This is a genomic window from Micromonospora sp. ATA51 (genome assembly GCF_016802855.1).
Classification (GTDB): Bacteria; Actinomycetota; Actinomycetes; order Mycobacteriales; family Micromonosporaceae; genus Micromonospora; species Micromonospora sicca.
This window is the reverse complement of the sequence record NZ_JAEVHJ010000008.1, coordinates 37,537-61,556: the sequence shown is the minus strand read 5'-3', so window position 1 is coordinate 61,556 and position 24,020 is coordinate 37,537. Positions and strand designations below refer to the sequence as shown.

General features: G+C 69.9%; 29 protein-coding genes and 5 pseudogenes. 13 read left to right on the top strand and 21 right to left on the bottom strand.

Features of this window, described 5'->3' with window-relative positions; all coding sequences use genetic code 11:
• Positions 1-22: 22 nt before the first annotated feature.
• A pseudogene (locus tag JNW87_RS03160) lies at positions 23-205 on the top strand (hypothetical protein); the annotation flags it as partial.
• 939 nt (positions 206-1,144) lie between these two features.
• Here the strand turns inward: JNW87_RS03160 and JNW87_RS41265 are convergent.
• A complete protein-coding gene (locus tag JNW87_RS41265; RefSeq protein WP_375373454.1) occupies positions 1,145-1,330 on the bottom strand; it encodes a DUF2795 domain-containing protein in 186 nt (61 codons plus the stop codon).
• An 86-nt stretch (positions 1,331-1,416) separates the two neighbouring features.
• Between JNW87_RS41265 and JNW87_RS03150 the strand changes: the two genes are divergently transcribed.
• Together JNW87_RS03150 and JNW87_RS03145 are read left to right on the top strand one after the other, a co-directional pair.
• Positions 1,417-1,617, top strand: coding sequence for a hypothetical protein (locus tag JNW87_RS03150; RefSeq protein ID WP_238452929.1), 201 nt, complete (start codon positions 1,417-1,419; stop codon positions 1,615-1,617).
• Between the two features lie 11 nt (positions 1,618-1,628).
• A complete protein-coding gene (locus tag JNW87_RS03145; RefSeq protein ID WP_238452928.1) occupies positions 1,629-1,835 on the top strand; it encodes a hypothetical protein in 207 nt (68 codons plus the stop codon).
• Here the strand turns inward: JNW87_RS03145 and JNW87_RS03140 are convergent.
• From JNW87_RS03140 to JNW87_RS41260, 4 genes are all read right to left on the bottom strand, one after another.
• On the bottom strand, positions 1,822-2,679 hold the full coding sequence (locus tag JNW87_RS03140) for a phosphotransferase family protein (protein ID WP_255543346.1): 858 nt from the start codon (positions 2,677-2,679) through the stop codon (positions 1,822-1,824). The genes JNW87_RS03145 and JNW87_RS03140 overlap by 14 nt on opposite strands.
• Positions 2,676-3,341, bottom strand: coding sequence for a class I SAM-dependent methyltransferase (locus JNW87_RS03135; protein ID WP_109805569.1), 666 nt, complete (start codon positions 3,339-3,341; stop codon positions 2,676-2,678). Before JNW87_RS03135 ends, JNW87_RS03140 begins: the two co-directional genes overlap by 4 nt.
• 315 nt (positions 3,342-3,656) lie before the next feature.
• Complete coding sequence (locus JNW87_RS03130) at positions 3,657-3,785, bottom strand: transposase (protein ID WP_161558004.1); 129 nt, start codon at positions 3,783-3,785, stop codon at positions 3,657-3,659.
• A gap of 34 nt (positions 3,786-3,819) precedes the next feature.
• A complete protein-coding gene (locus JNW87_RS41260) occupies positions 3,820-4,080 on the bottom strand; it encodes a hypothetical protein (protein ID WP_161558005.1) in 261 nt (86 codons plus the stop codon).
• A 27-nt stretch (positions 4,081-4,107) separates the two neighbouring features.
• Between JNW87_RS41260 and JNW87_RS03120 the strand changes: the two genes are divergently transcribed.
• From JNW87_RS03120 to JNW87_RS03095, 6 genes and pseudogenes are all read left to right on the top strand, one after another.
• A complete protein-coding gene (locus JNW87_RS03120) occupies positions 4,108-4,560 on the top strand; it encodes a Fur family transcriptional regulator (RefSeq protein WP_109805571.1) in 453 nt (150 codons plus the stop codon).
• A complete protein-coding gene (gene katG, locus JNW87_RS03115) occupies positions 4,561-6,837 on the top strand; it encodes a catalase/peroxidase HPI (RefSeq protein WP_109805572.1) in 2,277 nt (758 codons plus the stop codon).
• A 114-nt stretch (positions 6,838-6,951) separates the two neighbouring features.
• A pseudogene (locus tag JNW87_RS41255) lies at positions 6,952-7,185 on the top strand (transposase); the annotation flags it as partial.
• 168 nt (positions 7,186-7,353) lie between these two features.
• A pseudogene (locus tag JNW87_RS03105) lies at positions 7,354-7,521 on the top strand (transposase); the annotation flags it as partial.
• A gap of 163 nt (positions 7,522-7,684) precedes the next feature.
• Complete coding sequence (locus JNW87_RS03100) at positions 7,685-8,887, top strand: chitosanase (protein ID WP_109805573.1); 1,203 nt, start codon at positions 7,685-7,687, stop codon at positions 8,885-8,887.
• 191 nt (positions 8,888-9,078) lie between these two features.
• Positions 9,079-9,222, top strand: a complete 144-nt coding sequence (locus tag JNW87_RS03095; RefSeq protein ID WP_161558006.1) for a hypothetical protein — start codon at positions 9,079-9,081, stop codon at positions 9,220-9,222.
• A gap of 85 nt (positions 9,223-9,307) precedes the next feature.
• Here JNW87_RS03095 and JNW87_RS03090 read toward each other — a convergent pair whose 3' ends face one another.
• The 6 genes from JNW87_RS03090 to JNW87_RS03065 all read right to left on the bottom strand — a co-directional run bounded on the left by JNW87_RS03090 (position 9,308) and on the right by JNW87_RS03065 (position 15,321).
• Entirely contained in the window at positions 9,308-10,123 is an 816-nt protein-coding gene (locus JNW87_RS03090; RefSeq protein ID WP_238452926.1) for a DUF4352 domain-containing protein, read from the bottom strand.
• A gap of 177 nt (positions 10,124-10,300) precedes the next feature.
• Positions 10,301-10,558, bottom strand: a complete 258-nt coding sequence (locus JNW87_RS03085) for a hypothetical protein (RefSeq protein WP_238452925.1) — start codon at positions 10,556-10,558, stop codon at positions 10,301-10,303.
• Positions 10,559-10,653: 95 nt separating this feature from the next.
• The gene (locus JNW87_RS03080) at positions 10,654-11,472 is read right to left on the bottom strand and encodes a phytanoyl-CoA dioxygenase family protein (RefSeq protein ID WP_109805399.1); all 819 of its coding nucleotides are present in this window, start codon (positions 11,470-11,472) and stop codon (positions 10,654-10,656) included.
• A gap of 200 nt (positions 11,473-11,672) precedes the next feature.
• A complete protein-coding gene (locus JNW87_RS03075; RefSeq protein WP_109805400.1) occupies positions 11,673-13,493 on the bottom strand; it encodes a serine hydrolase domain-containing protein in 1,821 nt (606 codons plus the stop codon).
• Positions 13,494-13,501: 8 nt separating this feature from the next.
• Entirely contained in the window at positions 13,502-13,861 is a 360-nt protein-coding gene (locus tag JNW87_RS03070; protein ID WP_238452924.1) for a glycoside hydrolase family 3 C-terminal domain-containing protein, read from the bottom strand.
• Entirely contained in the window at positions 13,858-15,321 is a 1,464-nt protein-coding gene (locus JNW87_RS03065; RefSeq protein WP_238452923.1) for a glycoside hydrolase family 3 protein, read from the bottom strand. Before JNW87_RS03065 ends, JNW87_RS03070 begins: the two co-directional genes overlap by 4 nt.
• A gap of 133 nt (positions 15,322-15,454) precedes the next feature.
• Between JNW87_RS03065 and JNW87_RS03060 the strand changes: the two genes are divergently transcribed.
• Both JNW87_RS03060 and JNW87_RS03055 read left to right on the top strand, forming a co-directional pair.
• Entirely contained in the window at positions 15,455-15,655 is a 201-nt protein-coding gene (locus JNW87_RS03060; RefSeq protein WP_201749987.1) for a hypothetical protein, read from the top strand.
• Positions 15,616-16,491 carry a MauE/DoxX family redox-associated membrane protein gene (locus JNW87_RS03055; protein WP_238452922.1) on the top strand — a complete coding sequence of 292 codons (876 nt, stop codon included), beginning with the start codon at positions 15,616-15,618 and terminating at the stop codon, positions 16,489-16,491. The genes JNW87_RS03060 and JNW87_RS03055 overlap by 40 nt, the downstream gene beginning before the upstream one ends.
• 36 nt (positions 16,492-16,527) lie before the next feature.
• Here JNW87_RS03055 and JNW87_RS03050 read toward each other — a convergent pair whose 3' ends face one another.
• From JNW87_RS03050 to JNW87_RS03030, 5 genes are all read right to left on the bottom strand, one after another.
• Positions 16,528-16,989 (bottom strand): SAM-dependent methyltransferase, encoded by a 462-nt coding sequence (locus JNW87_RS03050; protein WP_109801243.1) that lies wholly within the window; start codon positions 16,987-16,989, stop codon positions 16,528-16,530.
• Positions 16,990-17,063: 74 nt separating this feature from the next.
• Positions 17,064-17,537: a hypothetical protein gene (locus tag JNW87_RS03045; RefSeq protein ID WP_238452921.1), complete on the bottom strand. Its 474-nt coding sequence runs from the start codon at positions 17,535-17,537 to the stop codon at positions 17,064-17,066.
• A gap of 35 nt (positions 17,538-17,572) precedes the next feature.
• Positions 17,573-18,418: an ABC transporter permease gene (locus JNW87_RS03040; protein WP_109801245.1), complete on the bottom strand. Its 846-nt coding sequence runs from the start codon at positions 18,416-18,418 to the stop codon at positions 17,573-17,575.
• On the bottom strand, positions 18,415-19,425 hold the full coding sequence (locus JNW87_RS03035) for an ATP-binding cassette domain-containing protein (protein ID WP_109801246.1): 1,011 nt from the start codon (positions 19,423-19,425) through the stop codon (positions 18,415-18,417). The genes JNW87_RS03040 and JNW87_RS03035 overlap by 4 nt, the downstream gene beginning before the upstream one ends.
• Positions 19,415-19,705, bottom strand: coding sequence for an antibiotic biosynthesis monooxygenase (locus tag JNW87_RS03030; protein ID WP_109801247.1), 291 nt, complete (start codon positions 19,703-19,705; stop codon positions 19,415-19,417). The genes JNW87_RS03035 and JNW87_RS03030 overlap by 11 nt, the downstream gene beginning before the upstream one ends.
• 60 nt (positions 19,706-19,765) lie before the next feature.
• Here JNW87_RS03030 and JNW87_RS03025 point away from each other — a divergent pair, with 60 nt between their 5' ends.
• Entirely contained in the window at positions 19,766-20,398 is a 633-nt protein-coding gene (locus tag JNW87_RS03025; RefSeq protein WP_238452920.1) for a TetR/AcrR family transcriptional regulator, read from the top strand.
• Positions 20,399-20,402: 4 nt separating this feature from the next.
• On the opposite strand, the gene JNW87_RS41250 is transcribed toward JNW87_RS03025, so the two are convergent.
• The 3 genes and pseudogenes from JNW87_RS41250 to JNW87_RS03015 form a co-directional block, all read right to left on the bottom strand.
• Entirely contained in the window at positions 20,403-20,750 is a 348-nt protein-coding gene (locus JNW87_RS41250) for an HAD-IA family hydrolase (RefSeq protein WP_375373453.1), read from the bottom strand.
• A 438-nt stretch (positions 20,751-21,188) separates the two neighbouring features.
• Positions 21,189-21,656, bottom strand: a complete 468-nt coding sequence (locus tag JNW87_RS03020; RefSeq protein ID WP_109801250.1) for a hypothetical protein — start codon at positions 21,654-21,656, stop codon at positions 21,189-21,191.
• Between the two features lie 349 nt (positions 21,657-22,005).
• Positions 22,006-22,425: pseudogene (locus JNW87_RS03015) on the bottom strand (DDE-type integrase/transposase/recombinase); the annotation flags it as partial.
• Positions 22,426-22,438: 13 nt separating this feature from the next.
• Here JNW87_RS03015 and JNW87_RS03010 point away from each other — a divergent pair.
• Positions 22,439-22,635, top strand: a pseudogene (locus JNW87_RS03010) (transposase); the annotation flags it as partial.
• A gap of 80 nt (positions 22,636-22,715) precedes the next feature.
• Here JNW87_RS03010 and JNW87_RS03005 read toward each other — a convergent pair.
• Together JNW87_RS03005 and JNW87_RS03000 are read right to left on the bottom strand one after the other, a co-directional pair.
• Positions 22,716-23,168 (bottom strand): DUF2809 domain-containing protein, encoded by a 453-nt coding sequence (locus JNW87_RS03005; RefSeq protein ID WP_109801252.1) that lies wholly within the window; start codon positions 23,166-23,168, stop codon positions 22,716-22,718.
• A 60-nt stretch (positions 23,169-23,228) separates the two neighbouring features.
• Entirely contained in the window at positions 23,229-23,687 is a 459-nt protein-coding gene (locus tag JNW87_RS03000; protein ID WP_109801253.1) for a hypothetical protein, read from the bottom strand.
• Positions 23,688-24,020 lie beyond the last annotated feature (333 nt).

The window sequence follows — 24,020 nt, the reverse complement described above, 5'->3', positions numbered from 1 at the left end:
CGTACGTCACCGTGCGAACCGTGGGCGCAGCGATGCAGTCCTCGCCTTCGGGCAGATCGTGCGCACCATGGTCGCTCGCGACGACATCGACACCGTGGCGTTCACGCGTCGCGGGCAGCCGCTGGGCGTTCCGCGAGCGGACGGTTCCCTCTCGGAGCAGCCCCTCACCGCGGCCGAATACACCGCCCTCACCGTCCCCGGGTGACAGGATGGACCGGCGAGCGGCCCGGGTATAGGAGCGATGTGAAGGTCATCTGGCGTACGGCAGCGAGGTGCTGGCGTAGTTCGCGAGATCGCTGATCCAGTACCTCCGACCGGCCTGCGACGGTTGCTGTTCCGCGCCCCGATCTGGATCCACCCCGCCTCGCGCGGCGCCTGATGCGGTTCTGCGGGTACGAGGTCGACGGCTCCGGCCAGGAGTCCTTCACCGTCGGCCGCGATCACGTCCCCATCGTCGAGGTCACCGTTGCGCCCACGCCCTGGTCCGGCGGCGTGCCGGGCATCGGCTCACTCTCCTTCCTTCAGAAAGAGACCTACCGCCACCGTGGCGGACATGCGGAAGATTCGTACCCATCCACAGAAAGCGGCTACGCTTCCGGGGGGTGACCGACCGAGCACCAGGATCTGACGAGCGCTCGCGGCATCGGCAGGGGCGCGACGCGGACGACGCTCGTCTCAACGGCCTCGCCCGCCGCCTCGACAAGCCGATGGGTGTCCTCGGCATCCTGTTCCTGCTGGTGTTGCTCGGCCAGGCGCTGGCGCACGACCAGCCGCTCGCCACGGTGCTCACAGTCGCGAGTTGGGTGCTGTGGGCGGTGTTCATCGCCGAGTTCGCGCTACGCGCCTGGCTCGCCCGCCACACGGCGCGGGAGTTCTGGAAACGTAACTGGTGGCAGCTGATCTTCCTGGCCGTACCGTTCCTGCGGTTCGCCCGCGCCGCCACCGCGCTGCGCGCCGCCCGCGGCACCGGCGTGGTCGCCGCCGCGGTCCGCGGCTCCCGATCCGCAGGCCGGTTGCTCACCGACCGGCTGGCAGGCGCGTTCCGTCTTTCCGACCACGGCAGCCGGCACCGGAGATTCGACCGCACGGCGACGTTACCGGATCGAGCTGTCCCCGGCGCTCGGCGGGGCCACCTCGAGAGGGTTCATCGGTTTCCGAATGCTTCGCTGACGTCGTTCGGCGAGTTGAAGCGGTTGGCTGGAAGACTTTCCAGGGTACGGACCGCCTCCTCGTCTGCCCCGTTGTCACGGGCGTGCTGCACCAGGGTTCGCTTGTCGACCGGATAGTCGACGCCGCCGAGGTACCTCTGCGGTCGGATCGGATTCGTCATGGTCCGACCCGTACCCGTTCCCGAGGTCGCCATGCCGACCACGACTGCCGGCCGGGCTTCCCGATCGCACCCTCTGGGACCAGCAGATGATCGCCGACGCGACCCGTCTGATCGCCAAAGCCGCCGCGTTCAAGAGACCAGGCCCGTACCAGCTGCAGGCCGCGATCGTGGCCGGGCACGCCGAGGCACGCCGGTGGGCCGACACCGACTGGGAACAGATCCTGCTGCTGTACACCCTGCTCGACGGCCTGGCGCCGTCACGGTCACCAAGCTGCACCGCGCTGTAGCGCTGCGTTATGTGGCCGGGCCGCAGGCGGCATTGTCCGCAGTCGACGAGCTCGCCGAGCCGCTGTCCGGCCATCACCTCTGGCACGCCACGAGGGCAGAACTGCTGCGCGATCTCGGCCACGCCGACGACGCGCGTGCGGCGGACGCGCGGGCGCTGGAGCTGACCGCGAACCCGGCCGAGCAGTCGCTGCTGCGCCAGCGCATCAACTGGGCGTGACAGGTGCACCGCTGAGCCGTTCAGGTGGGCCGTTGCGCAGGGCGCGTTCGAGACGACCGATCAGCATGTCTTGTTCGGCCGGGATGCCTTCGCTCAGCCGCGCTGCGGCGTGCACCACCAGCCACGACCTGGTGTGCCGCAACGGCGGCGAGTCGCGCCGGTAGGCGCGCCCGTAGGCGTCAGCCAGCAGCGACCGGCCAGTTGCGATCAGCGCCCGCGACAGCAAGGGTGTGCTGGGCAGTGGATCGGCCCAGCGCAGCAGCAGGAGCGTACGCGCGTGGTCGGCCTCGGCCACGCCGCGCGTCGCGGCACCCCAGTCGATGACTGTGGTCCGATCCTGGGCGTGCAGCACGTTGCCTGGGTGGTAGTCGCCGTGGCACAGACGATCGCCGTCCGGCAGGCCGTCGAGCAGCCGAGTCGCGAAGTCGAGCAGATGCTGCGGCAGCGCGGCGTCGCGGACCCGTGCGGCCAGGACCTCGCGCAGGTCGGCAAGCTCGGCAGGCGCCTGGACGCCGTGGACGGCAAGATGTGCCTCAGCCAGCGAACGGGCGACGGCGTAGACGTGCCACGGCCGCCGTCGCAGATGCGTCAGCATGTCCGGTCCGGCCAGGCGCTCCACCACCAACCCGGTGCGGCCGTCGCAGTCCACGACTTCGACCAGCTTCGGTGCGACGCCATGACCGTCCAGCGATCGAAGGGCCGTCGTCTCGTTGCGGTGGCCGCCGAAGCCGGGACGGTAGAGCTTGAGCACCGCGGCATCGCCGTACCCGTACACGTCGGCCTCGCGGCCCGCACCGAGCTGCGGTCCGAGCGCTCTCGCGTCTCCCGTGTGCGGGAGGCTCATGCGTCTGCCGCGCGTGTGGCCGGCTTGCGGGCGAGGATGCGCTCGACGGTGCCGGCCTTGAGCCGTTCGGTCTCGGCGATCTGGAATCCGGCGGCTTGGACCAGGGGCAGTTGGCGGCGGGTGAAGTGCTCCCCGGCCGCACGGATCGTGATTCGTTCGAGCAGCCACTGAGCGGCCCGGATCGGCGGCCAGCTGCTGGCGATGTGGTCCACCAGCAGCAGCGTGCCGCCCGGTGCGAGGACCCGGTACATCTCGGCGATTGCAATAGCGGGGTCGGGGATGGTGCACAGCGACAACGCACACACCACTGTGTCGAACGAGGCGTCATCGAAGGGCAACTGCTCGGCGTCACCTTCGCGCAGCTCCACCGCACGGCCGAGGTCGGCGGCACGCTCGCGGGCGATGGCCAGCATCGCCGGGCTGAGCTCGATACCGGTAACCGACGTGCCGGACCGGTAGTGGGCCAGGTTGCGGCCGGTGCCGATCGCGACCTCGAGAACGCGGTCGTGAGCCCGCTGGCCGAGCCACTGGCGCCCACCGGCGAACCAGATCTTCTCGAAGAGGGCTATCTGCTTGTCATAGGTGGGTGCGGTCTTGTCCCACACCCGCTTCTGCCGGGCGGTCGGGGTTTCATCCGCCGGTGGTTGTGCCGAGCTGGTCATGATTTTCCTTCCATGCGTGCGGGGTGGGGAAGGGAGCAGTCGACGTCGGAGGCGACGGCCGCGCCGATGACATCCGGCACAGCCGCTTGACGCCCCAGGTGGCGCAGTGGGTGGAGATGAACCGGAAGCGGCTGGTCACCGATCCATCTCCTTCGCGGAATAGGCGGCTGCCTTACACAGGATCTCCTTTTCCTGCCGCAGCTCAGCGACCTCACGGCGCAACCGGGCGATCTCGTCGTCCTTGTCCGCCACCGACAACCCGTCCCCAGCAGAACCCGCCGGACCCGCCGCGCTGCCGAATTCTGCCGCGCGGACCTAGTTCCGCAGCGTCTGGTAACTCATCCCGAGCTCACGCGCCACCTGGTTGATCGGCCGCTGCGACGAGCGGACCAGGTCGACCGCGTCACGCCGGAACTCTTCCGTGTACTTCGATGGACGCTCCAACGGGGACCCCCTTCCTCTGGACCAGCGTCCAGTCTCAGGGTGTCCACATCTCAGGGGGAAGGCTACCCACGTCGTTGCGGGAGTTCCGGCTGTTCTTCCCTGCCGGGTCGGCTTTGTCATGGCCCGGGTGGTCGCTGACCTCGAGCGTTGATTCCAGGATCCGCCTTGTGAGCTCCTGCGCCAGCCCGCCATCGCCGGTCAGCCGCAACCCGGCCGCCCGGGCCTGCTCTACTGGGTGGGCGACCGGGTCTGCGTCGAAGGTGTGCGGGTTGAGTCGAAGCAAAACTTGATTCATTCCAAAAGAGTGGACTATGTTCATCACATGACGTCCGACTTCGAGACTCAGCTGCGGGCGGTCTCGTTGCGCGTGACCCGGCCCCGGTTGGCGGTGCTCGCAGCGCTGCGCGATCATCCGCACATCGACACCGACAGGGTGATCGCCCTGGTACGGGCGGATCAGCCCACGGTCTCCCACCAGGCGGTGTACGACGTGCTGCGTGCGCTCACCGACGCTGGTCTGGTGCGGCGCATCCAGCCTGCCGGTGCGACCGCCCGGTACGAGTCCCGGGTGGGGGACAACCACCACCATGTCGTGTGCCGCTCCTGCGGCGCGATCGCCGACGTCGACTGCGCTGTCGGCCATGCTCCCTGTCTCACCGCCTCGGACGACCACGGCTTCGTGGTCGACGAGGCGGAGGTCGTCTACTGGGGCACCTGCCCCGACTGTGCGACCGAACGTACCTCCCCACTGATCCGCCAGTTCGGAAGGAAGTAGATGAGCGACATCCAGGACAACGCCCCCTCCAGCGCCCAAGGCGTGGACAAGAAGGAGGCGGCCGGCTGCCCGATCGCGCACGACTCCGTGACCGCGCACGGCAGCGAGAGCGAGAACCCGGCGATCGACTCGCCGACCCCGAAGACCGGAGGTCGTCCGCGCACCAACCGGGACTGGTGGCCCAACCAGCTCGACCTCTCGGTGCTGCACGCCCATTCGTCCAAGGGCAACCCGCTGGGGGAGAGCTCCAGCTACGCCAAGGAGTTCGCCAAGCTCGACGCCGAGGCCCTCAAGCAGGACATCATCAAGGTCCTCACCACCTCGCAGGACTGGTGGCCGGCCGACTTCGGCCACTACGGCGGCCTGATGATCCGGATGAGCTGGCACGCCGCGGGCACCTACCGCATCCACGACGGTCGCGGCGGCGCCGGCGACGGTGGTCAGCGGTTCGCCCCGCTCAACAGCTGGCCGGACAACGCCAACCTCGACAAGGCCCGCCGGCTGCTGTGGCCGGTCAAGCAGAAGTACGGCCAGAAGATCTCGTGGGCCGACCTGCTCGTGCTCGCCGGCAACGTGGCCCTGGAGTCGATGGGCTTCAAGACCTTCGGCTTCGGCTTCGGCCGGGAGGACGTCTGGGAGCCCGAGGAGATCTTCTGGGGTCCGGAGGACACCTGGCTCGGCGACGAGCGCTACGCCTCCGAGAAGGAGATGGTGGCCGGCGTCGGGGCGACCGAGATGGGTCTCATCTACGTCAACCCGGAAGGCCCCCGCGGCAACGCGGACCCGGCCGCGGCGGCGCACTTCATCCGCGAGACCTTCGCCCGGATGGCGATGAACGACGAGGAGACCGTCGCCCTCATCGCCGGTGGCCACACCTTCGGCAAGACCCACGGCGCCGGCGTCGCCGACGACCACGTGGGCCCCGAGCCCGAGGCCGCTCCGCTGGAGGCGCAGGGCCTGGGCTGGCTGAGCACCTACGGCAGCGGCAAGGGTGGGGACACGATCACCAGCGGTCTCGAGGTGACGTGGACCGACCGGCCGACGCAGTGGAGCAACCGTTTCTTCGAGATCCTCTTCGCCTACGAGTGGGAGCTCACCACGAGCCCCGGCGGCGCGAAGCAGTGGGTCGCCAAGGATGCCGAGGCGATCATCCCGGACGCCCACGACCCGTCGAAGAAGCACAAGCCGACGATGCTCACGACCGACCTGGCGCTGCGCGTCGACCCGACGTACGAGAAGATCTCGCGCCGCTTCCTGGAGAACCCCGACGAGTTCGCGCTGGCGTTCGCCAAGGCCTGGTACAAGCTGCTGCACCGCGACATGGGTCCGGTCAGCCGCTTCCTCGGGCCGTGGGTTCCGGAGCCCCAGCTGTGGCAGGACCCGGTGCCGGCCGTCGACCACGAGCTCGTGGGTGACGCCGACGTCGCCGCCCTCAAGGCGAAGGTCCTGGAGTCCGGCCTCACGACCGCCCAGCTGGTCTCCACCGCCTGGGCCTCCGCCGCCAGCTTCCGGTCCACCGACAAGCGCGGCGGCGCCAACGGCGCGCGGATCCGTCTCGAGCCGCAGCGCAGCTGGGAGGTCAACCAGCCCGAGCAGCTCGCGACGGTCCTGGAGACCCTCGAGGGCATCCAGCGGGAGTTCAACGAGGCCGGCGGCGCGAAGATCTCGCTCGCGGACCTGATCGTGCTGGCCGGCTCGGCCGCCGTCGAGAAGGCGGCGCGCGACGCCGGCGTCGAGGTGACCGTGCCGTTCCGCCCGGGCCGCACCGACGCCACTCAGGAGCAGACCGACGTGGAGTCCTTCCGGGTCCTCGAGCCGCGCGCCGACGGGTTCCGCAACTACCTGCGTCCCGGCGAGAAGACCCAGCCGGAGGTGCTGCTCGTCGACCGTGCCTACATGCTCAACCTGACCGCGCCCGAGATGACCGTCCTCATCGGCGGCCTGCGCTCCCTCGAGGCAAACGTCGGCGGCACGCAGCACGGCGTCCTCACCGACCGGCCCGGCGTGCTCACCAACGACTTCTTCACCAATCTGCTCTCCCCAGGCACCCGGTGGAAGGCGTCGGAGTCCGACGAGCACGTATACGAGATCCGGGACCTGGCCACCGATGAGGTGAGGTGGACCGCCACCGCGGTCGACCTCATCTTCGGCTCCAACTCCCAGCTACGGGCCCTCGCGGAGGTCTACGCCAGCCAGGATGCCCGCGACAAGTTCGTGGCCGACTTCGTCGCAGCCTGGACCAAGGTCATGGAACTCGACCGGTTCGACCTCGCCTGACCCGGCTTCGAACGACGAGCCCCGGTCGATCCACCAGCGATCGACCGGGGCTCCCCCGCCATCGGATTCGGTCATCTGGGCCGAGCAGCACAGCTAGCCGGGCCCCAGTTGTAGTTGGCCACAAACGGCGATCATGGATTCGTGGTCGACGTCAGTCGAGCGTTCCTCTCAGACCTGACCGATGCCCAGTGGGCGTTGATCGAGCTGCTGCTGCCAGCGCCGAACACTGGTGGACGGCCCGAGAAGCATCCGCGACGCGACATCGTCGACGCGATCCTGTACGTGGTGCCCACCGGCTGCGCATGGCGGCAGTTGCCCTTCGACTTCCCGCCCTGGCAGACGGTCTACTGGAACTTCACGTGCTGGCCTGATTACCTCATCCCCGCGGTCAGTCCGCAGCTTCGGCGGAGGCTGCGCCCCGGCCGAATCCACATGAAGCGCGCACCGGCCAACGAGGCCAGCTGCCGCACCCGGCGGCGGGCGCTGCGCCGGCGGTCGCGAAACTGAGTCCGGGTGGCGCCCCACAAGACCCCCGCCGTGCGGGCCTGGCTCGCCCGCCATCCACGCTTCCACATGCACTTCACCCCGACCGGTTCCTCCTGGATCAACCAGGTCGAACGCTGGTTCGGCTACCTCACCGAGCAGAAGATCCGCCGCGGCGCCCACAAGAGCGTTCACAGCCTGGTGTGCTGCCCCTGTCAGCACAGTGGACGGAGCTGTTTCGATTGAGTACATTGACGTACTATTATCAGTTAATAAGGTTTCCTAATACGTCGCGGCGGTAATCGGGCCAGTCCGACGCGGACCAGAGCACGGGACGCGCCCCATCCCCATCCGAGGAGAGCCAATGCTTCGCAAGCGGACAGTCGCCTACCTCTCAGCGGCTCTGCTGATGTCCGCCGTGGCGGTCGGGTACGGCCTGCCTTGGGCCAGCGCCGCGGCGGCCGGGCCGATCACCGGCCTCGGCGAAAAGTGCGTCGACGTGGCCGGCGCCAACCCGGCCAACGGCACGCCGGTCCAGCTCTGGGACTGCAACGGCACCGCGGCCCAGGCATGGACGGTCGGCAACGCCGACGGCTCGGTCCGCGCCCTCGGCAAGTGCCTGGACGTCACCGCCGCGTCGACCGCCGACGGCGCGAAGGTGCAGCTGTACGACTGCAACGGCACCGGCGCCCAGAAGTGGGCCGCCAGCAACGGCGCGCTGGTCAACACCGGCTCGGGCAAGTGCCTCGACGCCACGGGCGGGAGCACGGCCAACGGCACCCGCTTGCAGATCTGGAGCTGCTCCGGCAACGCCAACCAGCGCTGGATCCTGCCCGGTGGCGCCACGCCCAGCCCGTCCGCGCCGGCCGGCGCCCCCCTCGACGACCCGGCGAAGAAGGACATCGCCATGCAGCTCGTCTCGGCGGCGGAGAACTCCTCGCTCGACTGGAGTGCGCAGTTCTCCTACATCGAGGACATCGGCGACGGGCGTGGCTACACCGCTGGCATCATCGGCTTCTGCTCCGGCACGGGCGACATGCTCGAACTGGTGCAGGCTTACACGACGACCAAGCCGGGCAACGTGTTGGCGGGGTACCTGCCGGCGCTGCGCGCCGTCAACGGCAGTGACTCGCACGCCGGCCTCGACCCGTACTTCCCCCGCGACTGGCGGACCGCCGCCGCCGACCCGGTGTTCCGGGCCGCCCAGGAGGCCGAGCGGGACCGGGTGTACTTCAACCCTTCTGTACGCGACGGCAAGGCCGACGGGGTACGGGCACTGGGTCAGTTCGCCTACTACGACGCGGCGGTGATGCACGGCTACGAGGGCATGCGGGGGATCCGCAGCCGCGCCCTCGCCCGGGCAAAGCCGCCGGCTCAGGGTGGCGACGAGCGGACCTGGCTGCACGCCTTTCTCGACGAACGGGTCGCCGAGATGAGGAAGGAGGCGGCCCACTCGGACACCTCCCGCGTCGACACCGCCCAGCGGGTCTTCCTCAACAATGGCAACTTCGACCTGAACACGCCGCTGGTTTTCGCCGTGTACGGCGACCAGTACCGCATCGGCTGACGCCCCGCCCCTCGGGTCGGGAGTCCCACCGGGTCCTACTTGGTTACACGCCCAAGCGGTGATTGTGTGCGCGAAACGTCGGTGGGAGCGGGTTGGCTCCACCGACAGGCGGTACATCCCGAGATCTGAGTTCTCACCGCGCCTGCTCGGTCACACCCACACTGCTTCGCGCCGCCCGTCGGAGGCTCCTCGTGCCTCAGCTCGCCTTCGCCAATAGCTTCTGGGAGAGCTACGACGTCCTGGAGAAGCCGATCAAGGCCGGCATTCGTAAGGCGATGGCGAAGGTCCAGCAGCTCACCATGGACAAACGTTTCCTTGACTGTCAGCCCCAGTAGGGTCGCCGCTGTCAGCGACAGGCCCGGAGGTTCTCCGGGCCTGTCGCTGTTTTCGCCAGTCACGCATTTCGCGGCTGGGGGCCGGTCACAGGGTGACGACGGCGTCCTCGGCCAGGGTGAACAGGCCGGCGTCGAAGGTGATCGTCTTCAGCTTCGTGCCCTTGGGCACATCGAAGTAGACGTTCGCCTTCACCGAGTTGCCCGGGTTGATCTCGTCGAGGAAGCCCTTGGCGTCATCGTTGCCGTAGATGGCGGCCTCTCCGTCGACGTCGTACTCCCGGCCGGAGGCGTCCTGTGCGGTGATGGTGCCGTCGGCGTGGAACAGCTTCGCGCTCTTGGTGACGTTCTTGGCGGTCACGCCGACCCGGCAGAACGTGCCCTGCGCCTTGTGGTTGAAGTAGCTGCTGCCGACCTGGGAGATCCCGCACTTCACGCTGTTGACGGTGAACTCGAAGTCGCCGCCGCGCACCTTGTCGCCGATGCCGAAGGTCTTCGGCTTTGCCGGCGCCGGGGCGGCGGTGGTCTTCGCCGGCGCGGGCGCCGCGGAGCTCGTCGTCGGGGCCGGGGCCGCCACGCTCGGGGCTGAGGTGCTGGGGTTGACGGCGGGGATCTCCTTGCTGGCGGAGACGCCGTCGCTCTTCTTGTCGTCGCTGGTCAGGCCGATCACCATCGAGCCGCCGCAGCACAGCACCACGAACACACCGACGCCGATGAGGGTCGGAAGCAGCCAGGAGGGACGCTTCTTGGCGGCGGGAGGCGGCGGGAACTGGCCGGGAGGTGGCGGTGGGTACTGGCCGGGCGGTGGCGGGAACTGGCCGGCGGGGACCTGCGGGAACTGGGCGGTCGGCGGCATCGGCTGCTGACCGGGCTGGTTCTGGGCAGGGTCGTAGGGGGTGGTCATGGGTGTGGAGGTCTCCCAGGTCTGGTGTCGCGCTGCCCCGTACTGAGCGCAATACCAGGAACGCTCTCACAGCGTCCCCACAGACGCCCTCCCCCGGCAGTCCTGACACAGACGCCGGTTGCCTGGGGCAACATCCAATCGACCGACCCACCGTCCGACGATGAGGCACCCGCCACGTCACGCTCCGGCCGCGGCATCCCAGGGCGGGTCGGCGTCCTCGCCGAGCAGCAGCGGCACGTCGTGCACCGACAGGTCCAGCCGCGGACGCAGGAACCAGACCCGGTGGCGCCTTCCGCCGGCGCTCGAAGGCGGTGTCCACTTCGATCTCAGCCACCACCGTCGGCTCCACCTGCACGTAGCGCAGCGGCTCGGGCCGGTCCAGCTGCCCGCCGCCGGATCGAGTGGGCCGACCCGAACCGCAAACGCCTCCACCACCGTCGCAGGGCGTCCCGCCGGTTCTTCCCGCCAGCGCGAGATTCGACCACCCACCCGTGCTGTACCTGCGACAGGGCGCGATCGCCGGCGCCAGCTCAATCGGCGGACCAGAGCATCGGGTTGAGCGGCCCGCTGGCCACGCTGCCGGCCGGTCGACTGTCCAGAAAAGCCGCCCAGTCCGCGTGCTGGAAGCGGTTGGCTGGCTGCGCCACCTCGAGGGCCGCGTCCATGTAGATGATGGTCATCACCCGGCGTGGGATGTCGCCGCGGTTGCCGGGCGCCCGGTGGATGGTCCAACCCGCGTGGAAGCTGACGTCGCCCAGCGCGTATGGCGAATCGTCGATCGGAAAGCCGCCGGCCGCCACGAAGGCGTCGAGCTGAGCCTCTGACTCGTCGCTGATCTCCAGTGGCTGACCGTAACCGGACCGGTGGCTGCCGGCCGCGAAGGTCAGCGGCCCCAACTCCGCCGGCGTGTCCTGCAGCGGCACCCAGGCCGTCACCGTACGGTCGGTGGAGAGCGGCCAGTAGTGCTGGTCCACATGCCATGGCGTGAAGCCGCCGCCGGCCTCCTTGTAGAGCGCCTGGTCGTGATAGAGCCGCACAGCCGGCACCCCGAGCAACTGGGCAGCCATCCCGGCCAGCCGCCGGGAGAAGACGAAGTCCCGCACCACGTCGCTGTGCCGCCACAGGTTCACCACCTGCAGGAAGGCCCGGCTGTACGTGTCGCGCTCGGCCAACGGCAGGTGCTGGCTGTTGAGCCGGATCACCTGCGCGGTGATCTCCGGCTCGTAATGTGCGACGAGGTCAGGGCTGAGAACGCCCCGCAGCTTCACGAAGCCGTTCGCGGCATAGCGCTCGACGTCCCCGGGCGCTACGGCGTAGTGCTGGTCGAGTTCGGCGCCAGCAGTGGTCATCAGAGCCTCCCATCAAGCGGCTGTCGCAACGTCTGGCCGGGACGGTGATCGGCCCGCTACGCCTGGAATGGCCGGAACCGGTACTCTGCCGGCCGCTGCACTGGGGCACACGCCGCTGCTGGTCGGCAGGGTACCGTTCGGGCGTGCGCCCGTCGCTGCCGAGGATCAGGCGGGGCGATCCGACGATCCCGGCCGTCCGGTCAGGCGCGGGCGGGGGACCAACCGTGGGCGACGAGTCGGGAGGCGTCGCCGCCCTCGCCGTGGAAGAGCAGCCCGTCCCGGTCCGTCGCGACGATCTGGTCGACGTAGACCCCTCGACCCTGGCCGGAGCCATCGGTGCTGCTGCTCCATCTCAGGTGGGTAGCCTGATTGGGCAGCTCGACCGACACCTGCCACCAGACCCGGCCGCCATAACCGGTGACCGTGCCGTCGCTGGTCCACTGGTGGTTCCCATGTCGCAGCAGCATCCGCTCGGGAGCCCAGGTCGAGCCACCGTCAGTGGAGACCTCGAACCGGGCGCTGTCGTAGCGCGGCTCGGTGTCGTACCAGAGCAGGAAACTGGCCGAGCCGCCCCGCGCCGCCCGGCGCAGCGGTGCGGTGAGGGTGCCCGTCGCGAGGTCGCGGGGGTCGGCCCGCCAGGCGTCCCGCGACCGGGGTCGTACCGGCATCGCTTCGGCGAGGTCGCGCGCGACGGCGCGCCGGGCGACGTTGTTGCTGCCCCAGCCGCGGTCGGGGTGTACCCGGTTGCTGAGCAGGATGACGAACGAGTGGGAGAGCGGGTCGACGACGATCGACGTGCCGGTGAAGCCGGTGTGCCCGAACGCCACGGGGGAGGAGAGCCCCATCATGTACCAGTGCTTGTTGAGCTCGAAGCCCAGTCCGCGATCGCTCTCCGGATAGGCCGGCTCCAGCGGCGCGTTGTAGTTGACCAGCATCGCCCGCACCGTGTCCTCCCGCAGGATCCGTCGCCCGCGGTACTCGCCGCCGTTCAGTAACGCCTGACAGAGCACGGCGAGGTCCGCCGCGGTCGAGAAGGCTCCCGCGTGCCCAGCCACACCGCCGAGTGACCAGGCGTTCTCGTCGTGCACCTCACCCCAGACCATGCCGCGCCCGGCGTACGGCTGGTACTCGGTCGCGGCGATCCGCGTCCGCCGCTCCGGTCCCGGGTTGTAGCCGGTGTCACTCATGCCCAGCGGTGCGGTGACGCCGTCGCGGACCAGCTCGGCCAACGGCCGGCCGGTCATCCGTTCCGCCAGCACGCCGAGCGCGATCAGCCCGAGGTCGGAGTACACGTACCGGGTACCGGGCGTCGCCCCGGGGGACAGCGGCGTGGCGAGCGCGGCGGCGAACCGCTCGGCCTGCGTCGGGTACCTGCTCCACAGCGGCGCAAAGGCGGGTAGGCCTGAGGTGTGGGTGAGCAGCATCCGTACGGTGACCGCCGCCTTGCCGCCGGCCGCGAACTCCGGGAGGTACCGGGCGACGGGCGCGTCCAGCTCCACCCGCCCCCGCTCGACCTGCTGCATCGTCACGATGGTGGTGAACAGCTTCGACACCGACGCCAGGTCGAAGATCGTGTCGGGCCGCATGGGGATCTGCTGGTCGGCGGGGAGCTCCACCCCGACCAGCCCGGGCGGCGGCCCGGCGGCGGCGTACCGCACCGCCGTGCCCACCGCGGCGTGCTGCACGATAACGCCGTCCTTGGCCGCCAGGACCACGGCACCCGCGTACGCGGGGTAGCCGGGATGGTCGGGGGTCGGCTGGAGATACGCCGCCAGGTCGGCGGGCATGCGGTCCACGTGCTCGGGGAGCAGGCCGACCTCGCGGGCGCTGCCGCGTCGCAGCGTGTCGTTCCGGAACTGGATGTCGGCAGGGGTGACGGCCGGCGGTCCGGAGTCGGCCGGGGGCTGCGCAGCCGCGGCCGTGGCCGGCACGGAGGTGACCAGAACGGCCACGGCCGCAACGAGCGCGACGGTTCGGAGCGGTTTCGTGCGGACCGCGGTGGCGACGGCACTCCGCTGCATGGTTCCTCCTACCAGGTCAGGCCGTGGCCGTAGGGGTAGAGCACGGTGCCCGCGCCCTCGGCCGTGGGAATCGTGACGGGCAGCCGTCCGCGGGGAGACAGCTCGCCGTGCAGCGAGCGGACGAGAGCGTCCATCGCCGCCCGGGTGTACGAATAGGTCGCCAGGTAGGTGGTCACCCCCGGCAGGTACGCGATGTCGTAGGGGTCGCGGACCGCCACCACCACCACGGGCTTCCCGGTGGCGACCAGCGCTGCGACGAGACGTTGCTGGGTGCCGCGCGGGTCGGTGACGATGGTGTCCCACGCCTTGTTGACCAGTACGACGGTGAGATCGTGCTTGGCTGCCTCGGCAGCGGTCGCGGTGATCACGGGGTCGGACGGGAGGGTCGCGGGTCGGGCGGTGGCTCGGGCGCCGCGGGCGGTGAACCCGTCGGCGACGTCGCGACCGGAGCGAAGGCGGCGCTGTTCCAACCGGTGACCAGCACCGACCGGTCCGTGTGGGCAAGCGGCAGCAGCCCGGCGTCGTTGCGGACCGCGGTGAGGGTCGGGTCGGTGACCCGGGCCACGGCGGCCAGGTGCTGCGGCGCCCCGATCGTGCGTACCGCCTCGTCGACGTCGACCAGCGGCGACCGGGCCAGGCCCTGCCGGTACTTCATCGCGAGGATCCGCCGGACCGACTCGTCGATGCGCCCCTCGGTCAGCTCGCCGGTGGAGACGGCCCGCAGCACCGCGTCTCGGGCCAGCCGCAGGTCCGGCGGCATCAGGAGCTGGTCCGCGCCGGCCTTGAGCGCCAGCACGGGCACCCGGTCGTCACCGTACTTCTGCCGCACACCGGCCATGTTGAGCGCATCGGTGACGATGACTCCGCGAAAGCCGAGTTCGCCGCGCAGCACGTCGGTGAGGATCCTCGGCGACAACGTCGCCGGGTCGCCGGAGGGATCGAGCGCGGGCACCACGATGTGGGCGGTCATGATCGATTCGACGCCCGCGCTGATCGCCTGCCGGAACGGCGGCGCGTCGATGCGGTCCCACTCCTGTCGGCTGTGGTTGATGACCGGCAGGTTGGTGTGGCTGTCATTTTCGGTGTCACCGTGGCCGGGGAAGTGCTTCGCCACCGCGGTCACGCCGGCACCGTCCTGGAACCCGGTGACCTGGGCGGCGGTCAGCTCGGCCACCAGGGTGGGATCGGCGCCGAAGGACCGTACTCCGATCACCGGGTTTGCCGGATTGACGTTGACATCGGCGATCGGCGCGTACGGCTGGTGGATGCCGGCCGCGCGTAGCTCGCGCCCGGTGATCTCCGCCGCCGTCTGCGCGGCCCCGGGCGACCGCGCGGCGCCCAGGGCCATCGACCCGGGGAACTGCGCGGCGGGTGCGGGCATCCGCAGCACCACGCCCTGCTCCTGGTCGGTGGAGATGAGCAGGGGCACCCGACCCTTGCTGCCATCGCCGAGGGCGGCCCGCTGGAGCCCGTTGGAGAGGGTGGCGATCTGGCTGGGACTGTCCAGGTTGTGGGACCAGGAGAAGTAGCAGACGCCGCCGAGGTGGAACCGGTCGATGACCTCGGCCGGCGTCTCGACGCCGAACGTCGCACGGTTGGCGACGCGGTCGGCGGCTGTGGGTTCGGTGGCGTCGCTGCCGTAGACGTACGTGGAGAAGAGCTGGCCGACCTTTTGCGCCAGGCTCATGTGCCGCAACGTCGAGGTGACCCAGCCGTGCTCGGCAGCGGGCGGGCGCACAAGCGCGGCGGAGGCCTGGACGGGGAGCGGCGTGAGGGTGGTCGCCAGGGTGGCCACCAGGACGGTCGCGATGACGAGTCGGGCCTTCATAGACGATGACCTCTCAGTCCGGTTGACTGAAACTTAGCTACACATCGATGAATGGTCAAGAAAGTTTGCTACAGGAACGCCGGACCGGTCCGCCGCGGTCTACAACGGCACCCCGGCGGTCAGCGACCTGTCGTTGCTGCGGGTCGGCCGGCACGTCCAGGTGCTCGGCGCCTGGCATCCGGACACCAACGAGATCGACATTGCCACCGTCTACGCCGCCGCCTGGCGGCAGGCCCCCGGGCGGTGCGTACCCGCGCATCCGCGTGCCGCCCGGAGCGTCGCCCGCAGCACCGCGTGCTGCCCGCGTACCGGCTGCTGGGTGGCGTCGAACTGACCCTCAGCGAGCTGCTCCTGCTGCCGCCCGTACTGCGGGTGGAGGCGGTGGCCGCGACGGTGCTGACCGTCGTCTTCGTCGCCTACCTCGGGTACGCCCGGCGGGCCGCCCCGACCTCGTCCTGCGGCTGCCTGAGCGCCCGGGCGACCCCGGTCTCCGGCCGTAGCCTGGCCCGGTCAGGGCTGCTGGTGGCGGCGGGCGGACTGGCCGGGCTGGCCACCGGCGGGTGGCTGCCCGCGCTGGCCGGGCAGCCGGTGGCCGGCGCCGCCGTGCTGCTCGTCGAGCTGGCGGTGATGGTGTCGCTCTCCCCGGAGCTGGACCCGTCCTGGCTGTTGCCGCTACGCCGGCTGCGCGCCCGGCTGACCCACCCGCTGCGCGGCGGCACCGGTGTCCCGCTGCTCGCCACCGTGCAGCAACTCCAGCTCAGCGACGCCTACCGACGGGTGGCGCCGCTGCTCCGCTCCGACGTGCGGGAGCACTGGGACGACGGCGACTGGCGCTTCGTCGGGCACGCCGCGCGCTACCAGGGCCGCCTGGTGACGGCGGTGTTCGCCGTGCCGCTGGTCGACCGGGATCGCGACGCGGTGCGGGTCGCCGTGGTCGACGACGCCACCTGGCACATCCTGCTCAGCCTGCCCGGCCCGCCGCCCGCCGCCCGCCGCCGGCCCCCGGCTCTCCGTCGTCCCGGGCCTGACACCGCCACCATCCCGGAAGGCGAGGTCACCATGAGACGCGTCCGACCATGGGCCGGCGGCGCAGCCGCGGGCCCTGCTGAGGGTCACGAGCTGATTGGGGCGGCGCCCGCCGTCGCAGGACCGCAACAAGGGCGAGAATGACCTGCGCCAGCTCCGGATGTCGGTGGTAGCGCGAGATTACGGCAGGAAGTATTCGGCCATGAGCCGACCGACCCATTGCGGCTGCCGAACGTCGGTGGGCTGGAATTCGATCATGGTGGGTTTGATGTCGATGACCGGTGTGCCCGATATCGCGTCGAGTCCGAGCACCTCGAGTTCCCGGCTGTTCACGGAGGTGATCCGGCAGGTGGTCATGCCGAGGCGGTTGGGACGCCGCGGTCCGCGATCCGCGAACATCCCTACTTCCGGCAGATCGGCCCGGCCGCGTGGTCGCCGCGGCCGGTAGTCCGGCCGTTCCGTCGTCCGGTCGAACACGAAGAAGACGTCGACGTGGGAGAAGTCGGCCAGGCCGAGCAGGCATTCGTCACCGAACCGTTCGTCGACGACGATGGTGCTGGTCACCGCTCCCCAATGGTCTGTCACTGCGCTGTCCGTGCGGTCGTTGCGCACAGTGCCGATGGGGTTCATGACGAAATGCATAGTTCACCTTCCGGGCGTGAACCACCGGCGGCTTGCGGCCGGCGGCTGGGCAGATGGTCCTGTCCGAGCTGCGGTCAGGTACGGATGGAACGGTCGGTCCGGTGGACCTCGACGCTCGAGGTTGCCGACGCCAGCCGCCGACCGTCTCGAATGTTGAATGACATCAGCGCGAGGTTGATCGCGCCGGCGGCCAACTCGACCGCCTGCACCGTGTAGAAGAGCGTGCCGAACTCACCACGTGATGCGAGTCCGTCGAGGTAGAGCGCGGCGGGGACCAGGACCAACAGCCCGATACCCGCGATGAACAGCATGCGGCGCTTCTTGGCGACGATCCCGGGGTTGGTCGCGCTGCCGGCCGTCGCGGATCCGGTCAGCCCGGCGATCCCCAGTGCGGGGACGAGGACGAAGAGTCCCCAGACGACGGCCTGCCTGGTGTCAGCGATCTGGTGGTGCGACCCGAGCAGCACCGCGAGGACGGTCGAGAGCCAGAACGCCAGGATCGTCACGAAGCCCGTCGCTGCCGCGATCACGTGCAGGCGCTTGATCATGGGGTACTCCTAACTGATGGCCTGCGGCGGCTGGGTCAGGTTCGGGTGCGGTACAGATGCATGGTCAGCGGCCCGAAGACCGCCACGAGCAGGCCGGAGGCGATGAGGACCCCGCCGATCTGACCAGCCTGGGCCGTGCCGTGCATGAGGCCGCGTACCGCGTCCACGAGCAGGCTGACCGGATTGACCTCGACGAACGTCCGCAGCCAACCGGGCATGGTCTGCGGGTCGACGAAGACGTTGCTGGCGAAGGTGAGAGGGAACTGGACGAGGAAGCTCACTGCGCTGATGGCGCTCGGTGTGCGCAGGACGAGCCCGAGCGACGCCCAGACCCAGGACAGGCCGAAGGCGAACGCGAGGACGAGGGCGATCGCCAGCAGCACGCCGATGACGCCGCCGTCGGGCCGGAAGCCCATGGCCAGTCCCAGGGCGACGACCAGTCCTGCGGCGAGCAGGTTGCGGGCGGCGTCGCTGATCAGGCCGCCCACGATGAGGGCCGGGCGCCAGATCGGCATCGAGCGGAAGCGGTCGATGACGCCACTGGTGATGTCGGTCTTCAGGTTGACGCCCGCGTACACGGTGATGAGCAGCACGGCGAAGACCATGGTGCCGGGGAGGAGGAACTGGAGGTACTCGCGGGTCGAGCCGGCCATGGCTCCGCCGAACAGGTACGTGAACATGACCGTGAACAGGATCGGGATCATGATCGCGTCCGCGAGCTGTTCCGGGACGTGCTTGATCTTCAGCAAGGCCCGGCGGGCGAACGTCAGTGACGCGGACAGGGCACTCGTCCGAGGCGGCCGTGGACGGGTCGACAGGGCGTCGCGGAGGGCCCGATCGGGCGAGCCCGGCGCGTGATGTGTGGTCGATGCTGTGGTCATGGTGCCTGCTCCTGGTGGGCGTCGGTGCCGGCCTGCGCCGGTTGCCCGGTGAGGGCGAGGAAGACCTCGTCGAGGCTGGGCTGGCCGAGTGCGAACGTGGTGACGTCGATTCCGGCGCGGGCCAGGCCGGCCAAGGCGAGCGAGGCGCGCCCGGGACCGTCGACACGGGCGGACAGCGCGTCGTCGTCGGGTCCGGTCTGGACCGTGGTGCCGAGGACGTCGGTCAGCAGCCGTTCGGCCTCGGGCCGGTGGGCCGGGTCGAATACGCGGACCTGGACGGTTCCCGCCCCCACCGAGGCCTTGAGCTGGGCGGGTGTGCCCTCCGCGATGATCCGGCCGTGGTCGATGACGGCGAGCCGGTCGGCGAGCTGGTCGGCCTCGTCGAGGTACTGCGTAGTGAGCAGCACCGTGGTGCCCTCGTCGGTAAGGGCCCGCACGATGTCCCACACCTGGTTACGGCTGCGCGGATCCAGGCCCGTGGTCGGTTCGTCGAGGAACAGCAGATCCGGGGTGACGATGATGCTCGCGGCGATGTCGAGCCGCCGGCGCATGCCTCCCGAGTACGTCTTGACGGTTCGGCCGCCCGCCTCGGTGAGGCCGAAGCCGTCCAGCAGTTCGTCGGCTCGGGCCCCGGCCTGGGTCCTGCCGAGGCCGAGCAGCCGGGCGAGGATCATGAGGTTCTCGGATCCCGTCAGCTCCTCGTCGATCGAGGCGAACTGACCGGTCAGGCTTATCCGTTCGCGTACGCGGTCGGCCTCGCGGACGACGTCGTGGCCGAACACCCGCGCGGTTCCGCCGTCAGGTTGCAGCAGGGTGGCCAGTACGCGGATGGTCGTGGTCTTGCCTGCCCCGTTCGGGCCGAGGAAGCCGAACACGCCGCCGGTGGGTACGACGAGGTCGACCCCGTCGACGGCGCGGGCGGTGCGGAAGGCCTTGACCAGACCGGTGGCTTCGATCGCAGGTTCGGTCCGTACGCCGTCGGTCGGCGTGGACAGGTCACCGCTCATCGACGATCTCCATCTGCTCCACGGTGACGTCCCTGGCCAGGGCGAACGCCGCGGTCGACTCGGGCCGGGTCGGCGCGATCTCGCGGGCCGTCTGGAGCCCCTCGGCGGACTCCCACCGCCAGATCCCGATCCAGGTCTCGTCATCGAGCTTCCCGAGCCGCGCCTCGGCGAGTCCGGGCACCGCCGACCTGACGGCGGAGACCAGTGCGGCGTGCCTGACCCGCAACTCCTCCGCATCGGCGGGATCGATCGTGAACCGGGTCATCGTTACAACAGGCATCTCTGGAGCCTTTCGCTAGAGGCGTTCACTAGTGACGACTTCTAGAGGTACGCTATTGCGGTGACCGATGTCAAGCGAGTGAACAAGCGGACCCAGAAGGCCGCGGAGACCCGGAGATGCATCCTGGAGGCCGCCCGTGGTCTGTTCGTCGACCATGGGTACGGCGCGACCAACATGCAGGATGTCGCCGCGCGCGCGGGTGTGGCCGTGCAGACGATCTACTTCGTCTTCGGCAACAAGCGGTCGCTACTGAAGGAGCTCGTCGACGTGACCATCGCCGGGGACGACGAGCCGGTCGCGACGATGAACCGACCGTGGTTTCGTGACGCCCTGGCAGCGGCGACCGCCGACGCCCAGCTAAGGGCACACGTCCGGGGCACCCGCGAGATCTTGGAACGGGTCGCGGTGATCACGAAGATGGTCGCCACGGCTGCCGCGACCGACGCTGACGTCGCGCAGCTCTGGCCACATGGCAAGAACCCCAGGTTCGAGGTGCACACAGCCGCCGCGAAGGCCCTGGTCGCCAAGCCGGGAGCGCGCCCGGGAGTCTCCACCGAAACCGCCGCCGATCTCCTGTACGCCCTACTGAGCACCGAGCTCTACCTGCTGTTCGTGCGTGACCGCGGCTGGTCACCCGAGCAATGGGAACAGTGGACCTACAACACCCTGCGTCCCCAGCTCTGCTCCACCTAGACGGTCATCGCGAGGCACCTGCGGCGCGACCTCCCGCTGACGGAACTCTGCCGGGCGTGCTGCAGGCATTCGGACCACCACATGCCGGCGTGCTGGTGGTCGCGAAGCCAGTGGACGCGGGACGCCGCTCAGGGTGGGCCGGTGCGGTTGGCGGACAGGACCCGCTCGAGTTTCTCGGGCTGTGGAATCTGACGGCATGCCAGCCTGATGCGCGCGCGGCCGCGACGTTCACGGGACTGTCGTCGATGAAGAGGGTGTCGCCGCCCTTGGCGCCGAGGTGCGCGGCGACTGCGCTGAAGGCGGCGAGGTCAGAGGCGCCGTCCAGTCGCAACCTGACAGCCTTACGGATCACTTCATCAGGACCGAGGCGGCAATCTCGGCCGTGGTGTGGGGCGTGTCGCGACCCGGCACCACCGGTGCCAGCACCGATACCCTCGACGGCCAGGTAGTCAACCTGGACGGCTCTGCCTGACGAGTTGAGGGGTTCGGACACACGCACGTCGAGGTCGCCCCGCACCGGCGGCCTTCGCGACTTTGGAAGCCAGGGCGGGGAGAGACCTCACCAGGAGGAAGCCCCGAGGATCGCTCGCCGACCGACTCCGGCGGCGCCGGCTCCGTGCTGATCCGGCCGCTCGACGCGCGTGTCCCGCCGGACCCGGACTGCGACCAAGAGGTCTGGGACGAACAGGTCCGTCAGCACAAGCATCATCGATATTTGCAGCTATGAAGCCCGTCGCCGGAGCCGCCAGTAACGGGCTTCTCCTCTGTTGCCCCTTGACTCTGACCGGTTTCAGTCGATGCGCAGGCTCACCAGCGCGCCGGTCAGCTCCTGTTCGGCGTACTGGCGGGGGTCCCGGTCGGCGACCATGACCAGGTAGGCGTCCTGCCCGGTCGGCACCCCGCGGACGGAGAACCACAATCGGCAGGTGCCGTCGGTGAGCGCGCGCGGGTCGGTCAGCCTCCCGGCGGCCAACCCGCCTGTGGTCGTGATGAGCACCGGGGCACCGTCGACGACGTCGGCGTGGGCGCCCGTGCCGGCGCAGCCGCCGTGGTCGTCCCTGGTGAAGGACGCGCCGTCGCCGAGCACCACCGCGCCGGAGACCACGAAGGTGCCCGTGGTGGGCCGGCTCGCAGCGGCGCCGGTGCGCGGTCCGCTGTTGTTGAGGAACATGGTGAGGGCGAGTGCGAGCCCCGCGGCGGCGCCGGCCCACGTCCAGAGCGGGCGCCGTGAGGTCGGCTCCGGGTGCAACGGCTGCATGGGCTCCCCTGCGCGGTCAGGCCCGCCGGTGTCGGGCGGGACGGTCGGGGGGAAGTGTCGTCGAAGATCGTTTATCTTCGCAACCCCGTTCGCGGGGTGCCGCCGCGGACGGGGACCTGGAAGAACCACCTCATCCCGGTCGACCTCCTGATTTCAACAGCGGCCGCGCGGTCCCTAGGGTTGCGAGGTGAGTCAGGGCGGCGAGCATGACGTGGAGCAACCCTTGGCCGGGGGTCGTTTGACGGTTGGTGTGGTGCGGGGTGGAGACACGGTGCGCGCCCGGCCCCGCCTGCGGGGACTGTTGCATTACCGGTTCGGTAGACACGGTGAATCGCGCTGGGAGCGCTGGTTAGATCGCCTGGGCCAGCTCGGTGAAAGCCTCGGCCACCCGAGTGGCGGGTGGGGAATCGATGGCGAGTTCGTAGTGTCCGCGGCGGAGGTTCTGGACGAAGGCATGCCCTGCGATGATTGTTTGAGCTGTTCGGTCGTTGCGTAGCCCTCGCATCGGTTTGAGTCGGTGCTTGAGCTGGCCGTGGTCGGATTCGATCGGATTGTTCGCATACTGCTCGACGTGGTGCCACGCCTGTGGGATCAGCTCGTCGAGCACGCCGGGATGGATCGCAGCCGCGTCGGTGATCACCTCGGACGGCGTCACCTTCACCGTCGCCAGTACTCGCCGGAAGAACCGCCGGGCTGCGGCGGCGTCACGGCGGGCGGAGACGAGCACGTCGATGACCTGGCCGTGCTGGTCGATGGCCCGGTACACGTAACCTGGCCCCCGGGTACGCCGGCGGCCGGTCGACCAGATCGCCATCGTCGACGCACCCTCATCCCTACCCGGGACCACCGTCTCGCCGCACCGAGCAAGAACTACCGCTACTCGACGAACCTGCAGGTCGCCATCGACGCCAGCACCCGCCTCGTCATCGCCATCAGCGAGCCGCAGCCGGGCAACCGCAACGACACCATCGTCTACCGCACCAGACGGCGTGGTGCATGGGAAGGGCGACACTCCTGCCACCAGTGAGCCGCGAGGTGCCGGGTCAGCTCCGATGGCAGCTACGGACGGGTGTCAACCGGGAGGGCTGCCGGTGGCGGGACGACGTCGCGCGGTGGTCGCGACGCGGGGCGGGTCCGGGCGCGCAGCAGGTGGTGCAGCACCACCAGGGGAGCCACGCCGGCCGGGTACCAGGCCAGGTCGACCGGGTCGAACTGCACACCCAGCGCCAGCCTCGCCGCCAGGCTCCGCGCCGACAGCTCGGCCGGCACCCCGGTCAGCTGCGCGCACTCCACCACCCAGCAGAAGACGGTGGCGACCGTCCCGGCCGGCACCGGCGCCATCCGCGGCCACAGGAACAGCACCCCGGCCCAGACCATCGACGCGTACAGCCCAGTGCCGGAGTACTGCCGCAGTGCCCCGTCGTCGACGACGCGGATCAGCAGTGCGAGGCCCAGGAACAGCAGCGCGGCCACTGGCATGAGCAGCCGCACCGTACGGGCCGTGATCGACATTCTGGCGACGGTAGCCACCCCACCAACGGTACGGGCCGAGCGTCGACTCCGGTCCGGCGGTTACAGCGGCACGAGCCCGGCGGCCAGGTCCGCGGCGGACACCAGCGTCCACGGTGCCCCGGACCGCCCTGCGAGCAGCAGGGCGGTCGAGCCGTCGGCCACCTCGCCGTCGAGGAGCACCCCCAGCCGGTCCTGGTCCACCGTCGCGACGAACATCTTCGCCGCCCGGGGCAGCGGCGACACGCCCTCCCCGGCGTCGCGGGTCGCCGCCGCCCGGACCGCGGCCACGGCCTCCGCGCCGCGGCCGACCGGCACCTGCGTGGTGGTGTCGTCGGCGTGCGCGACGACGATCCGGTCGACCCGCGCCGAGGCGTGCCAGGCGGCGAGGTCCAGCACGGTCGGGCGGGTGCCGGCGCCGAAGTGTTCCCACACGTCGGCGGCGAGTCGGCCGAGCCGCGCGCCGTACCCGCCGACGTTGTGGCCGTACCCGGCGATCGGCAAACTCGCGTCGATCCACATCACCTCGCCGGCGCGGCTCCACTTGATGCCGCCGCAATCGGCTGGCTGACGGTGGGCGTGGTCAATGACGACTCGGTCCTACGTTCAGGTGAACCGATCATCCGGTGGTGAATAGATGATCAAGGGCCGGTCTGGGGTGTTCTCCGGCGTGAGACGAACCCGCTTTCCTAGCTGACGGCTGATGTTGCGCAGGAAGCAGCACAGGATGTCCAGCTGGTGCTGCCCCTGCAGCTGCGTGCGGTCGAAGTCGAACCCGCAACTGCCGCCGACCAGGCGTTACGGTGCGTCACCAGCGGCCAGTAAGTGAACACCTGCTCCGGCCGACGATTGTGC

Coding starts and splice junctions, on each gene's coding strand:
- JNW87_RS03075 (WP_109805400.1), bottom strand. CDS start 13,493: ATGCAGCGGAGTGCCGTCGCCACCGCGGTCCGCACGAAACCGCTCCGA.
- JNW87_RS03065 (WP_238452923.1), bottom strand. CDS start 15,321: ATGAAGGCCCGACTCGTCATCGCGACCGTCCTGGTGGCCACCCTGGCG.
- JNW87_RS03000 (WP_109801253.1), bottom strand. CDS start 23,687: ATGTGGATCGACGCGAGTTTGCCGATCGCCGGGTACGGCCACAACGTC.
- JNW87_RS03005 (WP_109801252.1), bottom strand. CDS start 23,168: ATGTCGATCACGGCCCGTACGGTGCGGCTGCTCATGCCAGTGGCCGCG.
- katG (WP_109805572.1), top strand. CDS start 4,561: ATGAGCGACATCCAGGACAACGCCCCCTCCAGCGCCCAAGGCGTGGAC.
- JNW87_RS03020 (WP_109801250.1), bottom strand. CDS start 21,656: ATGCAGCCGTTGCACCCGGAGCCGACCTCACGGCGCCCGCTCTGGACG.
- JNW87_RS03135 (WP_109805569.1), bottom strand. CDS start 3,341: ATGACCAGCTCGGCACAACCACCGGCGGATGAAACCCCGACCGCCCGG.
- JNW87_RS03140 (WP_255543346.1), bottom strand. CDS start 2,679: ATGAGCCTCCCGCACACGGGAGACGCGAGAGCGCTCGGACCGCAGCTC.
- JNW87_RS03040 (WP_109801245.1), bottom strand. CDS start 18,418: ATGACCACAGCATCGACCACACATCACGCGCCGGGCTCGCCCGATCGG.
- JNW87_RS03050 (WP_109801243.1), bottom strand. CDS start 16,989: ATGCATTTCGTCATGAACCCCATCGGCACTGTGCGCAACGACCGCACG.
- JNW87_RS03080 (WP_109805399.1), bottom strand. CDS start 11,472: ATGACCACTGCTGGCGCCGAACTCGACCAGCACTACGCCGTAGCGCCC.
- JNW87_RS03045 (WP_238452921.1), bottom strand. CDS start 17,537: ATGATCAAGCGCCTGCACGTGATCGCGGCAGCGACGGGCTTCGTGACG.
- JNW87_RS03090 (WP_238452926.1), bottom strand. CDS start 10,123: ATGACCACCCCCTACGACCCTGCCCAGAACCAGCCCGGTCAGCAGCCG.
- JNW87_RS03035 (WP_109801246.1), bottom strand. CDS start 19,425: ATGAGCGGTGACCTGTCCACGCCGACCGACGGCGTACGGACCGAACCT.
- JNW87_RS41260 (WP_161558005.1), bottom strand. CDS start 4,080: ATGAATCAAGTTTTGCTTCGACTCAACCCGCACACCTTCGACGCAGAC.
- JNW87_RS03120 (WP_109805571.1), top strand. CDS start 4,108: ATGACGTCCGACTTCGAGACTCAGCTGCGGGCGGTCTCGTTGCGCGTG.
- JNW87_RS03150 (WP_238452929.1), top strand. CDS start 1,417: ATGATCGCCGACGCGACCCGTCTGATCGCCAAAGCCGCCGCGTTCAAG.
- JNW87_RS03100 (WP_109805573.1), top strand. CDS start 7,685: ATGCTTCGCAAGCGGACAGTCGCCTACCTCTCAGCGGCTCTGCTGATG.
- JNW87_RS41265 (WP_375373454.1), bottom strand. CDS start 1,330: ATGACGAATCCGATCCGACCGCAGAGGTACCTCGGCGGCGTCGACTAT.
- JNW87_RS03030 (WP_109801247.1), bottom strand. CDS start 19,705: ATGCCTGTTGTAACGATGACCCGGTTCACGATCGATCCCGCCGATGCG.